At 64.8% G+C, this 14,786-nt stretch carries 1 protein-coding gene; it reads left to right on the top strand.

The annotated features are described in order from the left end of the window. The first annotated feature begins 23 nt into the window (after nucleotides 1-23). Nucleotides 24-14,780, top strand: a complete 14,757-nt coding sequence (locus ABAC402_RS23530; protein WP_040409795.1) for an Ig-like domain-containing protein — start codon at nucleotides 24-26, stop codon at nucleotides 14,778-14,780. Nucleotides 14,781-14,786 lie beyond the last annotated feature (6 nt).

Genomic DNA, 14,786 nt, shown 5'->3' with positions numbered 1-14,786 from the left:
AAAATCTGACGGCTACGGGTTACGTGGCCGCCGCGGTAGATGCCGAGGGCGATGCCCTGACCTACACCTTGACCGGCGGGGCTGATGTTGCGCTGTTTGCTGTCGATGCGGCGACGGGGACATTGAGCTTCCTGGCGGCGCCTAATTTCGAAGCGCCAGGCGATGCCGGCGGCAACAATGTCTATGAGGTGACGATCCGGGTCAGCGATGGTGTCCATACGGCGGATGTCGCGGTGGCCGTCACGGTGACGGACGTCGTCGAGGCCCCGCCCGGACCGATCACCCTTTCGGCGCAGCTCAACAACGACAGCGGCCACAGCGACAGCGATGGCATCACCAACGATGCCGCGCTCAAGGGACAGATCACTGATCTTCTCCCTTTTCATCAATTGACTCTCAGCCATGACGGCACCCCCGGCGTCACAGCCAATATCAGCACATCGATCGGCGCCGACGGCCGCTTCACCCTGTCGCAGACCGCCATCGAGACGGCGTTAGGCACAACCCTGGACGAAGGCGACCATGCCTTCACCCTGACCTATCGCGACAGTGTCGGCCAGAGCAAGACTACCCAGGTCACGCTCGATCTCGACCAGACGGCGCCGACCCTGGGTGCGTCGGGTCTGGCGGCGACGTCGGATACCGGGACGGCCGGTGACCTGACGACCGGCGCCATGCGGGTCGACGTCGTCGGCAGCGGCGAAGCCCTGACCACCGTTCGCGGCGAGGTCGGCGGCGCAACACGCGAGGCCCTGGTCAATGCGGCGGGCAATTTCAAGCTGGCGGACCTGGCGCTCGGCGAGGGCGCCAACACCATCCTTCTCACCCTGTCCGATGCCGCCGGCAACAGCAGCCAGACAACCCTGGTCATCACCCAGGCCGCCGAAGGGGGCACCGATCCGGTGCTGTACTGGCATTCGATCCTGATGCAACTGATCGTGCGCGAAGCGCTGACGCCCGGATTCGCCACCCGGGCGATGGCGACCCAGAGCCTGGCCGTCTATGACGCCGTCGCTGCGATCGACGGAACGGCGCCGTTTATGGTTGCCGCCGAGGCGGCCCCCGGCGCCAACGCAGCGGCGGCTGTTGCCTACGCCTCTTTTGAGACCCTGTCCTACCTGTTTCCACGTCAGGTCACCTTTCTCGAAGCGACCCTTGCCACGGCGCTGACCGGCCTGACCGGACCGGCGGTCGTTGCTGGCCGCGCCCTGGGTGAACAGATCGGCGAGATGGTCGTGGCGCTGCGCAATGCCGACGGTTGGGACGACTATCTGCGAGTCGAAGGCGGCGATACCCCCGGACAGTGGTCGCCGACCGAGCCGATGTACGCGCCCGCGGAAACACCGCAGTTTGCCGACCTGACGCCGTTTGCCCTGTCGTCGCCGGACCAGTTCCGTGGCGACGGCCCGCCCGCCCTGACCAGCGAAGAATATGCTGCGGCGCTGAACGAACTGATCGCCATAGGCGGCGCCGAGTCGACCGAACGCACGGCGGACCAGAAACTGATGGCGCGCTTCTGGCAGGCCGGCGGCGGAACGGAAACCCCGGCCGGCATGTGGAACTTGATCGCCGCCCAGGTAGCAGCCGCCGAAGGTAACAGCCTTTCGGCCAATGCCCGCCTTTTTGCCATGCTGAACGTCGCCGCGGCCGATGCCGGCATCGCCGCCTGGGACACAAAATTTGCCTATGAATACTGGCGCCCGGTCGAGGCCGTCCGCGATGCCGAATACGACGGTAATGCCTTGACCGACGATGTCGACGACTGGCGACCGCTGTTGATCAGTCCGGCACATCCGGAATATGTCTCCGGCCACTCGACCTATTCGGCGGCAGCGGCGGGAATTCTGACCGCGGTTTTCGGCGAGGACTATGCCTTTACCACCGGCAGTTCCAGTACGCCGGGCGTCACGCGCAGCTTCGACAGCTTCGAAGACGCCGCCGAGGAGGCCGGCCGTTCACGCATTTATGGCGGCATCCATTTCGAGTTTTCCAATCAGGAAGGCCAGGAGATCGGCCGCGCTGTCGCCCAGAATACGCTCAATGCCTTCCTGTCGCCGCAGGACCGCACACCGCCGGTCATCGCCCTGGCGCGCGACAGCGGTGCGGTCGTCGCCGGCGACCTCACGCTGGAAGGCCAGGCCCTCGATCCGCTGAGCGGCCTGGCCGGGCTGACGGCCCGCATCGACGGGGGCGACCCATTGTCCCTGACCACCGACGCCCAGGGTCGCTTCGTTCTGCCGCTCAACAGCCTGATCGACGGCGCGCACAGCGTGTTGCTGACCGCCGTCGACGCAATAGGCAACAGCACGACGGTGAGTTTCGATTTCACCCGCGATGCGGTAGCGCCGGTGATTACATTCACCGGCTTCTCTGACGGTGCCGACCTCACCGCTGGGGCGCGGCTGACCGGTACCGCCGATCCCACGGGCTCAGACCTGGTGCAACTGAGCTACAGCGTCGATGACGGCGCCACCGCGCCCCTCGCCTTCAATCCCGACAGCGGCGCCTTCGACCGGCCGTTCAATCTCAATGCCCTGGCGGCGGGAGACCACGAACTGACGGTGACGGCGCGCGACAGCGCCGGCAATGTCACGACCCAGACCCTGGACTTCACGCTGACGACGGTGACGCCGTTTACGATCGTCAGCCTGACTCCGGGTGACGGCGCCCAGCAGGTCGGCGTCACCCAAAGGCCTCAGATCACCTTCTCGCGTCCGGTTGATCCCGACACCCTGACTTCTGCCAACTTCTACGCCGAGGATTCCAGCGGCGCAAAGGTACCGGCGCGTATCGTCCTGGCGGAAGACAACCATACCGCCTATCTGTTCTTCGACGAGGCGCTGAAAGGGTCGGAAACCTTCACCGTCCGGCTGGATGGCGATTCCATCCGCTCCGCCGACAACCAGGTGCTCGACGGCAATGACGACGGAACGGCGGGCGGCGACTGGGCCTCCAGCTTTGAGACAGTCAGCACCGAGGCAGTAGCTGGAACCACTCTGTCGGGCTTCATCGTCGGTCCAGGCAATGACCTGAAGCCGATGACCTTCGATGACTTCCGCGCCGGACCGGACGGCACGCCCTATACGGCGGACGACGTCTTCCTCGAGCGGTTGGCCGGGGTAAAGGTCTATATCATCGGCCGTGAGTACGAGGCGGTCTTCACCGATGCGACTGGCAGTTTCACCCTGACCGAGGTGCCGGCGGGCAATGTGAAGGTGGTCATCGACGGCCGCACGGCCACCAATGCCCCGGCCGGCGCCTTCTACCCGGAAATGGTCATGGATGTGAACATCCGTCCGGGTCAGGCCAACACCCTGATGGATGCCATGGGCCTGGGCGGGACGGAGGAACAACTGGCCCATCTTGGCCGCGGCGAGGCCTATTTGCCGCGCCTGAGCAACGATATCCTGCAAGCCGTCAGCGCGACCGAAACCACCGAGGTCACGCTGAAGCCCAGCGGCAGCTATGGCCTCAGCGCCGAGCAGGCCGATCAGCTCAAGCTGGTCATCCAGCCGGGTTCGCTGGTTGATGAAAACGGCGATCCGGTCACCAATGCCATGGTCGGGGTCAGCACGGTTCCGCCGGAACTGGTGCGCGATATGCTGCCGCCGGGCGTGCTGGAACACACGTTCGACATTACCATCCAGGCGCCGGGATCGGCGGTCTTCACCGAACCGGCGCAACTGACCTTCCCCAATGTCTTCAACGCCGCGCCGGGGACCCAGCTCAACTTCCTGTCGTTCGATCACACCACCGGACGCCTGGTTATCGAGGGGACCGCGACGGTGTCGGCCGACGGCCTCACTGTGGTCACCGATCCCGGCACCGGCATCACCAAGCCGGGTTGGCACGGCCTGACGCCGCCGGGCGGCAATGGCTGCGCCGGCGGCCCGCCGCTGGAGCCGGAAGAGGTCGATCCGGACGCCGAGGTCCTGCCGACGGAATACACCACCCTGCCGCTGTACAATCATAATGGCGAAGGTGGCATCCGTTTCAAGAGAGAGTGGAAGGCGCCGGACGAATTGCCGGACACCCCGCCCGATCCCAACGACAACGGCGAGTGCGACACGCCGGCGCCCGATCTCGACGATCAGGAGCAACCGTGGATCAATGTCAAGATCGAGATCGTCGGGGCCCTGGCCGATTTCGCCAAGAAGGCCGGCAATCTCGACCTCGTCAATCAGGAATTCACCCTGCGCGCCGGTACCAATGCCGAACGCGGGTTCGCCTTCTCGATGAAGACCTTCGAGGAGATGCTCGGCGCTGGCGGGATCAAGAATATAGATCTCAACAAGCTCTATGGCTCCAAGATCATCATTACGGAAACGGTTCAGGATGCAGACGGCAACCAGACCATATCGACGGAAGAGATCTTTGCGTCGCGCTTTGTCGATGCAACCGACGACAATCACATCGATGGCAAGACGGCCTTCACCAAGGTCGTTGCCGACGGCGCTGGCGGGGAATATCGAAGCAATGGGCTGGAGAAGATCGGTTATCTGCCTACGATAGAGCTGGCGGACGGCAGCCACTTTTACAACGCGACAGCCAGCGGCCAGCTTTGGTTCGATCCGACCACCACGGGAGCTTCCAGCAACGTTTGGACGGACAGCCTGATTGTCAAGAATCCCGATGACGGAACGGAAGCCGGTCGGGTCGCCCTGGAAGGTGAAGCGACAGCCGGTCAGTATTTCTATGTCGACAAGGCGACGATCGTATCGGCCTTTGAAGCGATCATGACGGGCACGAATGCCAATGTCGACTACACCCGCGTCACGGCCGCCGAACGCAAGCTTTTCGACAACCTGGAAGACGATGGCACAACCGCCAAGCCGAATGAACGCGACGATCTGGCGCAGGCTGTCGTCGACGCTGTCAAAGCCTTCTACACACCGTTCGCAAAGGGGATCAAGTACGGCTCACAACCCTTAACCGCAGATATCGGTATTGTCTTCAGCACGCATGCCAACGGTGCCGAGAAGGTCAGCGGGCTGTATGGCACGTCCAGCCGCGCCGGCGGCGTCGATAACGTCTTCAGCGAAGCCTTCCGGCAACTGGCGACCGACGCCAACGCCAACACCTACAACAAGGCGGAAACGGCTTTCCGCCTCGACAACCTGATGAACTTGACGTTCAATGGCAACCTGGGGGCCGATGGCTATGTCGACGTGCACCCGGATTCTCATCCGGAATTGTGGAATTTGTTAAGCGAGGCCGACCCGCGCGCGGCCTTTGTGCGGATGCTGGCTGAAACGGCGGCGCACGAATACGGCCACACGCTCAGCCTGGCGCACTCCTACAAGGAGTTTACCGATGCGATGGGAGCGCCGTTCACGCGGCAGACCGGGCCGGGCAACACCCTGGACCTGATGATGGGACACGCCGGCCGGCCGCCGTCGCGGCTCGGCGGTTCGCTGGAATTCAGAACACAGACCTCAACCGCGCTATTGATGTCGGCGGACCTCAAATATACGCTCGCGCAATCCCAGACTATCGCCAGCTATTTTATCGCCAACATCATCACAGAAGGCGGATTCAGCGCGGAAGTCGATATCGAGGAGCCTGAGGCGGTCCACTATCTGATCGAAGGTCCCCGTCTCGGCCTTTTCAACGTCTCCACGGAATTGGCGGTGTTCGGCGAGATCGAGTTCGGAACGGCGATTGCGGATGGCGATGCCAGCACTGGAAATGATCAACTTATAAGCCTGTACAATTATGGCAGTGAAGCTGTAACCATCGATGACCTGGAACTGAACAATTCCGCCTTCAAGGTGTCTGGATTCGTGCCGGGTATGACCATCAGTCCGGGTGATGTGGCGGGAATCATCCTGACCTTCGATCCGTCGGGCGTGGGCGCGGCCTTCGGCGAACTGGTCATCACCAGCAACGATGCGACGGCGCAGTCCACCGTCGAACTGAGCGGTGTCGCGCAGTCGCCAACGCCGTATCTCACGGTGATCAATGAGGGCAACAATCTCGGTGGGGTCAATGACGGTACCACGGTCGGTGATAGCGAGATATTCACCCTGCGCAACGACGGGGCACAGCCGCTGGTGATTAGCGCCATCGCGCTCGGTGCCAACGCCGCTCAGTTCGCCCTGACCGGCATCCCGGCCGACCTGGCGACCAACCCGATCACCCTGGACTATGGCGAAACTTTCAGCTTCGGCGTCTCGGTCACCGGGGCCGAGGCCGGGCTGATGCATGCCCCCATCGTCATCACCTCCAACGACGCCACCCGTCCGACGATCGAAATCGGCGCGGCCGCCACGGGCTTTGAAGGCCGGCACTATTTCGACTGGGGCAACGACTATATCAGCGTCGATATCAATGGCGACACCCTGCGCCTGAAGAGCGACGACCAGGGCCGGTTCGAGGTCTTCCTGCCGGCGGAAACCGACTATCGCGTTACGGTGTTCGATCCGGTATCGGGTCTGGTGGCGACCGGCACCGGCGTCACGGCGGCGGCCGGGCGCGGCACGGACCTGACCTCCAGCCTGGTCTTCCGGCCCTCGACGGCCCAGGACTCGGATTTCGACGGGCTGGTCGACGATATCGAGCACACCATCGGCTCCAGCCTCGTCAACGGCGACACAAATGCCGACGGCATCAGTGATTTCAACGCCGTCAAGCTTGGCCTGGACCCGACGGCGGGTTTCGTGACCACGACCGGCGTCCTGGCCAGTATCGACCTGGGCGCCCAGGTCAATGAACTGACCATCTACCGCCAGAACGACGTGACCTATGCCGCGGTCGCCATGGGAACCGACGGCATCGCCGTGGTCGACCTGTCCGATCCGTTCACACCGGTACGCGCCGGCGGCCTCGACCTGGCCGGCACGGCGACCGATGTCGATGTCGATCCGCAACTGTTCCTGGCCGCGGTGGCGACCGGTTCCGGCGGTATCCGCATCGTCGACTTGGCCGATCCGGCCGCACCCGTGGTCATCGCCAGCGTCACCGAAAACGTCTCGCACGTCGAGGTGCGCGACGGCGTCATCTTCGCAGGCGTCGGATCGGCGCTGAATGCCTACGATCTGACCACGGGCGAACTGATCACCAGCCTCGACTATTCCAGCGACGGCGGCGTCAAGGCCATGGTCCGCGATGGCGCCATGCTGTACGTGCTGACCACCACGGGCGACCTGATGGTGATCGAAAGCTTCGAGGACGCCCTTATCGAGCACGGCAGTCTCGATATTTCCGGTCAGTCGTGGTTCTCCGGCATCGTGTCGAACAAGCTGTTCGCGGCCAACGGCGTGTTGTACGTTCCGGCCGAAGCGGGCTTTACCGCGGGCTACGCCACGATCGATGTCAGCGACCAGGATGCACCCGTCCTGATCAGCGGCCCCGACGATCCGGCGATTGTCGGCGCGGACATCGCGCTGAACGGTTCTGGGCTGGGGGTCGCTGTCGGCGCCTCGGGCGGGGTCTTCGGCGCCATGGGCATCGACGTCGTTCGCACCGGCGACGCGACCGATACCGGTGATTTCGTAACGCGCTTCACGCTCAACAGCCGTCCCACGGCTGTCAGCATCGGTTCCGGTTTTGCCTATGTCGGCGACGACGCCGGCAACTTCCACGTCGTCAACTTCCAGGCCTTTGACTCAGCCGGCATCGCGCCGGTCATCACCCTGATGAGCCTGCCGGTCGATGTCGATCCCCTGACCGCCGGCCGCCAGGTTCAGGAAGGCCAGACCGTCTCGTTGGGCGTCGGCATCAGCGACGACGTCCAGGTCCGTCAGGTCGAGATTCTGATCAATGGCACCCCGGTCGAGGCCGACGTCACCTATCCGTGGGACATCCGCGCCAACCTGCCGACCATTGCCGGCAATGGCGGCGATACCACCCTGACCGTCCAGGTTCGCGCCACCGATACCGGCGGCAATGTCGCCCTGTCCGAAGCGATTGTCATCCAACTGGTGCCCGACACCATTGCGCCGTCCCTGCTCAAGGTGTCCCTGGCTGACGGCGCCAAGGTCGGCGATCTGTTCCGGGCCGTGCGTTTCACCTTCGATGAGGCCCTGTCCGAGGTCGATGCCGACGCCTTCAACCTGACCGGTCCCGGCGGCGAAACCATCGTTCCGACCCAGGTCTTCCTCAAGGACGGCGGGCGGACGGTTCAGGTGACCTATCCCCAGCTAGACCTCGGCGACTATGACATGTCGCTGGACCGCAGCCAGGTCTTCGACCGTGCCGGTAACCCCTTCGGAACCGGCGCTGATACGCGCAGCTTCACGGTCGGACAGTATTCCAACGTCTGGATCGCCAATGGCGACGGTGCCTGGGAGGATGCTGCCAACTGGAGCACCGGCAAGGTGCCGGGCGCTGACGACAGCGTCCTGATCAATGCCGACGGCCAGGCGACCATCACCGTCAATGCCGACACGGTCGTCGGCCGCGTCGTCAGCAACGAGACCCTGATTGTCCGCGAGGGCCTGTTCGAGGTCGTCGATGGCATTACGGCGAACGGCCGCCTGGTTCTGGAATACAACGGCACGCTGGACTTCGGCGGCGTCGGCCAGGCCGCGACCCTGGTCTTCGACGGCGGCGCCCTGACCGGCGCCGGCGACATGGCGGTGACCGGCCTGCTCGACTGGAAGACCGGCACCTATGACGGCAGCGGCGAACTCCGCGTGGCGGCAACGGGGCAGGCTCAGCTTCAGTACCCCACCCTTCACGGCACGTTTGTTGTCGACGGTGTAGCCGATTTCACCGAGTCGAGCCATCTGGCGATCGGCAAGGTCGAATGGGACGGCGCGCAGTATGTCGACGTCCCCGGTCACATCGTCGTTGGTGACACCGGGGTGCTGGATCTCAGCCGCCTGGACTCGACCTCGATCTCGTGGGCGACGGCGGACGACGAGAGCTCGTCGCTGGTCAATAACGGCACTATCGTCAAGCACACCAGCGAATCCCTGTCGTTCGGCGTCGGTTCGGATTTCGTCGTCACCAATGCCGGCGTCATCCAACTCACCCGTGGTACTCTCCGCTTCGACGATTTCGACACGTCGGGGGGCGCGGTCGAGGTCGGCGTCGATGCCGTTCTCGATCTGAACGGCCAGACTGCGTTCGGTCCGGCCGGCGCAGTCTCCGGCGACGGTACTGTGCGTGTCAATGGCGGGCGCACCGTCCTGGACGCCGGCACGGTCATCGACCGGCTGGAGGTGTCCGGTGGCGTGGTCGAACTGGCCGGCGCCGCCACCATCGGCGAACTGATCCTGTCCAACAACGCCCGCATCGAAGGCGCCGGCGACCTGACCGTGACCAGCCATTTCGACTGGATCTACGGCACCCTGGCCGGCAGCGGCGCCGTCACCATACCGGCCGATGCCGCGGTAACCATCGGCTATGGCACACTGCTGCGCGACATGACGGTGCACGGCGATGCCACGATCAAGGACGGCGTCGGCCTGACGGTGGGCAGCTACGAATGGGACGGCACTCAGAATGTCGACTACGCGGTCGATCTGACCATTGCCGCAACCGGCCAGATGACCTTCGAAGGCGACGCCTATCTCTACAACTACCGCACGAGCAGCTCGGCGACGGAGTCCCGTCTGATCAACCAAGGGACCCTCACCAAGGCTGGCCAGGACGTCGCCTACCTCAACTATTCCGGCGGCCTTCTCGTTGAAAACACGGGCACGATCGACGTCCTGTCGGGCGGGATGCGGGTGGCGCGGCTCGACGGCACCGGTTCGGTCGAACTGGCAGCGGACACGCAGCTGGAGGTCAACGATTCGTCGAACCTTGCCGCCATCTCCGGCGACGGCGTGCTGCGCGTCACCGGCGGTACGGTGGTCCTGAACGACGGCGATGTCATCGACACCCTGTATGTGACCGGCGGCACGGTCGACCTGGCCGGCGACGTCACCATCGCCAACCTGATCCTGACCGGCGGTACCGTCACTGGCGCCGGCGACCTGACCATGACCGAAAGCTTCGACTGGCAGGGTAATGCCGCCTTGGCCGGTACCGGTCTGGCGACCGTGGCTGATGGCGCAACCTTAAGCGTCCGCCACGGCACCCTGATGCGCAACCTCGATATCGCGGGCGACGCGACCCTGGCCGACGAGGCGTCGCTGACCATCGGCAGCTATGTCTGGGACGGCACCCAGTATGTCGACCATGCGGCGAACGTGACGATTGCCGCTTCCGGCTCGCTGGCCTTCGAAGGCGATGCCTATCTGTACAACTACAAGGCCGGTTCCACTCCGACGCAATCCAGCCTGGTCAATAACGGTACCCTCACCAAGACGGGGCCGGGAACGGCCCACCTGACCTGGTCAGGCGCCCTGACGGTCGAAAACACCGGCACCGTCACCGTGTCGGAAGGCACCCTGAAGGTGCGCGACTTCGCCAATACGGGAATCATCGCTGTCAGCGAGGACAGCACGCTGCAGGTCGTCGACTCCTCGGACCTGGACGGCGGCGGCACCCTGGACAGTGACGGCACCCTTTGGATCACCGGCGGCACCGTCATGGTGCCGGACGGGACCTATGATCGTGTTGTGGTCGCCGGCGGCACAGCCATCGTCTCCGGCGCCGCGACCATCGCCGAACTGGTGGTCACCTCGGGCGAGATCCGCTTTAACGCGGCGACGACGGTGACCGACCTGACCTTCAGCGGCGGCCGGGTGACCGGCGGCGGCGCGCTGGAAGTGACCGGCGAACTCGCCTGGACGGGCGGCGCCTTCGGAGGGGCCGGCGCTCTGATTCTGGGCGCCGCCGCAACCGCGACCCTGGGCTTCGACGATCCCGATTCGCCGTCCAGCCAGGCCACCCTGACCCTGGCGCGCACCTTCAATGTCTCGGGCGACGTCGTGCTGGAAAACGGCCTGCTGTATCTGGGCGAGCAATTGTGGAACGGCACGGGCTATGACAGGATACCGGGAACCGTCCACATCCGTCCCGGCGCCACATTCGACTTCGCCGGCGGCCGGGCTGATGTCAGCCAGCACTATCTCAACTCGTCCGGCGGCGTGCCACTGCGCGAACAGGCCATCATCAACGACGGCACGGTGATCAAGTCGGGCGGCGGCGTCACCACCATCGGCGCAGGGGTTGACCTCAGCAGCACGGTCTTCCCGGGCGGCTTCGGCGCCGTCCTGGCGCCCGACGGCCTGATCGACATCGCCGCCACCACGCCGGTCAGCGACTTCGGCAGCTTCACCGCCACCGAACTGTCGGCCAATGCCGGCACCATCGTTACCAGCGGCCAGACCCTGACCATCAATGCCGGCGACAATCTGGGTACGGTGACGATCGACGGCGGCACGGTCGCGGTCGCCGGCGACGCCACGGTCGCCAGCCTGATCTTCAAGAACGGGACCCTGAACGGCGACGGCGACCTGACCGTCTCCACCCGGCTCGACTGGTCCGGAGGCACCATGTCGGGTACCGGCAAGACGGTATTGGCGGCCGCGGCCACGGCGCAATTCGGCCTGGCCGAGGATGGCGACAACTGGAACACCTACGGCATGACCCTGGCGCGCGCCTTCGACCTGTCGGGCGACGCCGTGATCAGCCGGGCCACCCTGACGCTCGGCGGCTCCGGTGTTGCCGGCACGCTGACGGTGACCGCCACTGGCGAATTGGCGTTTGACGGCCCCTATTCGGATATCTTCGGCAATTATGGCCTCGACAACGCACTGGTGAACAGCGGCGCCCTAGTCAAGTCCGGCGAGGGCACGACCGAACTGCGCGGCGATTTCGCCATATCGGGCACCGGCGACTTCTTTGTCGCCGGCGGCGAGGTTTCGGTCGAGGATTCCGTCCGGCTGACCCTCAGCGAAGCGACCACTTACGACGTCCTTTACGTTTCCGGCGTGCTGGAACTGACCGCCGATATTACGGTGGGTCGTCTCGTCCTGAGCGGCAGCGGCCGCATCGAGGGCGCGGGCGACCTGACCGTTACCGAAAGGTTCGACTGGCAAAACGGCACGATCCTGGGCGACGGCGCGCTGATCCTTGACGATGCGGCCGTCATGACGGTGTCGGGCGGCCGGCTGTGGCGCGATACCAGCCTGGCCGGCCAGGTCACCATCGCCGACAACACGACCTTCGAGATCGGCGGCTATGAAACCCTATCTGGCGTGACCACCGACCATCCGGCCGATGTCACCCTTACGGCGACGGGCAGCCTGTCCTTCCTCGGTGACGCGACGCTCAGCAACTACCACGCCTCCGAAACCAGCCCGGCGTCCAGCCTGGTCAATCTGGGGTCCATCACCCAGACCGGCGGCGGCGTGGTCAACGCGACCGGCGGAACCTACTGGCTCGGTTATCTCGATCTGCGCAACGAGGGCACCTTCACACTCCAGGACGGCACCTTCCGGGCGGGTAATTTCGTCAATTCCGGCATCTTCGAAATCGGCAACAACAGTTTCGAAATCTTCGGCGAGACCGAGTTCGAGGATACCGACGGCGTGATCCGGATCAGCCAGGGCCGCCTGGTGCTCAATGCCGGCCAGGTGGTCGACGAACTGATCGTAAGCGGCAGCGCCGTCGTGGAGTTGCTGAGTGATGTCACCATCGGCCGGCTGACCCAGTCGGGCGGCAGAATCGAAGGCGCCGGCGATCTGACGGTCACCGGGTCCTTCGACTGGAGCGGCGGCACGCTGGGTGGCGACGGTATCCTCACTGTAGCAGCCGATGCCCTGTTCGACATTTCCGGCGGCACCTTGGTCCGTGACGCCACCGTCGCGGGCGAGGCCGTCGTCCGTGACAACCGGTCTTTCAGCCTCGGCACCTACGAACACAACGGTACGGAATATGTCGACTTCCCGGCGACCCTGACCATAGCCGCCGGCGGGACCTTCACCCTGGAAGGCGACGCCACCGTCTATGCCAACCACCTCAACGCTGCCACCGTGTCGGCCATCGTCAACGACGGCAGTGTGATCAAGACGGGGGAAGGCGTCGCGTACCTGCCCTATACCGGCAACCTGACCTTCGACAACAACGGGCGTATCGATGTACTGGACGGCCGGTTGCGCGTCGAAAGTCTCGACAATGGCGGCACGGTGGCTACGGCCGAAGGTTCGGTCTTCGAGATCGTCGGCGACTCCAGCCTGGTCGGCGGCGATCTCGAAATCGCCGGCGGCGTGACGGTCACCTCCGGCCGGTTGACCCTGCAGGACGGCCAGGTGCTCGATGAACTGATCATCAACGGCGGCGTGGTCGAACTGACCGGCGACGTGACGGTGGGCCGTCTGCAGCTCAACAATGGCGCCCGCATCGAAGGCACGGGCGACTTGACCGTCACCCAGGCCTTCGACTGGACGAACGGTGCCATCCGCGGCGCCGGCACCCTGACCGTCGCCGAGACGGCGGAGCTGACGATGCAGTACGCGTCGATCGGGCGGGACATGGTTGTGGCAGGCCAGGCCGAAGTCAACAACGGCGGCAGCCTGACCATCGGCAGCTACGAATATGACGGCACGCAGTATGTCGACTATGCCGGCAACCTGACCATCGCCGATTCGGGTATGCTGACCTTCCTGGGTTACGCCACCCTGAACCACAACCGGCTTAATACGACCTCGCCGGCGTCCAGCTTCGTCAACAACGGCACCTTCGTGAAGCAGGGCACCGGCCAGTTGTCCAACGGCGGTCCCACCTTGGTCAATAACGGCCTGATCGATATCCAGGAAGGCGTCTTCCTGATGGGCGACCTGGAAAACCACGGCGAACTGCGCACGGGCGACTACGGTTCGCTGCAGAACTCCGGTGACGCCGTTCTGGCGGCGGACGGCAGCGTGTCGGCGGGCGGCGACCTGGCGGTGGTGGGCGGAACCCTCATCCTGGGCGAGGGTCAGGCCTTCGACAGCCTGACGGTCCAGTACGGCCGCGTCGAGCTGGGCGGCGCCACCCAGGTCAACCATCTCGCCATCATGGGTGGCGAAGTGACCGGCACGGGCGCTGTGTCGGTGTCCCAGAACCTGGACTGGCGTTCCGGCACCTTTGTCAGCGAAGGCGGGCTGACGCTCGAAACCGGCGCGACCGGCACCTGGGCCGGCGGCACGCTGGGCGATGATCTGACGATCGCGGGGACGCTTCTGGTCAACAGCAACAGCTACCTGGCCATGGGCTATGCCGAATTCGCCAACTCTACCACGACCTATCACGCGGCTCAGCTTGTCATCAGCCCCACCGGCGTGTTGCAGCTGGGCGGCGGCACCTACGTCTATGACGGGCTGCAGTTCTATTCCGGCGCGCCGGACTCGCAGATTCTCAATGACGGCCTTCTGCTCAAGCTGGGCGTTGAGGATGTCACCCTCACCGGCGAAATAGCGGTCCATAACGAAGGCACGGTCCACGTCGCCCAGGGCACGCTCGCCTTGCCGGAGCTGGACGGTGGCGGCGAGGTGGTGGTCGAGACCGGCGCCGAACTGACCGTCGGCGGAACCCCGGTCACGCCGACCACGGCCGCGGCGGCCCTGTTCGCCCTGGCCGAGGATTTCGGCCTGCCGGATGCCGATCTCCTGTCGGCCGCCCTGTCGGATGCGCCGGTCTTCGACCCGGGGCCGGAGGTGGGGCGGCTGAACGCCTTTTCGATCGCCGAAAAGCTCGGCTTCGTCGAGGCGCGCGGCTTCCGGTTCCTCTCCGAATTCGACGCCCAGACTCTGGATCCTGTGCGACCGTTGGCGGAGGCCGTGCTGGCGACGCATGAGAGTACGCCGCACGCCGCGCCGGTCGAGCCAGACCTGCCGGGGGACCCGGTGCAGTTCGACATGCGTAATGCAATGCCGCAACTGCTCGACGGCCTCGTGTAGGACAGA

It is taken from the genome of Asticcacaulis sp. AC402 (assembly GCF_000495835.1).
Lineage (GTDB): Bacteria > Pseudomonadota > Alphaproteobacteria > Caulobacterales > Caulobacteraceae > Asticcacaulis.
This window is presented reverse-complemented; position numbering and strand designations above follow the sequence as displayed.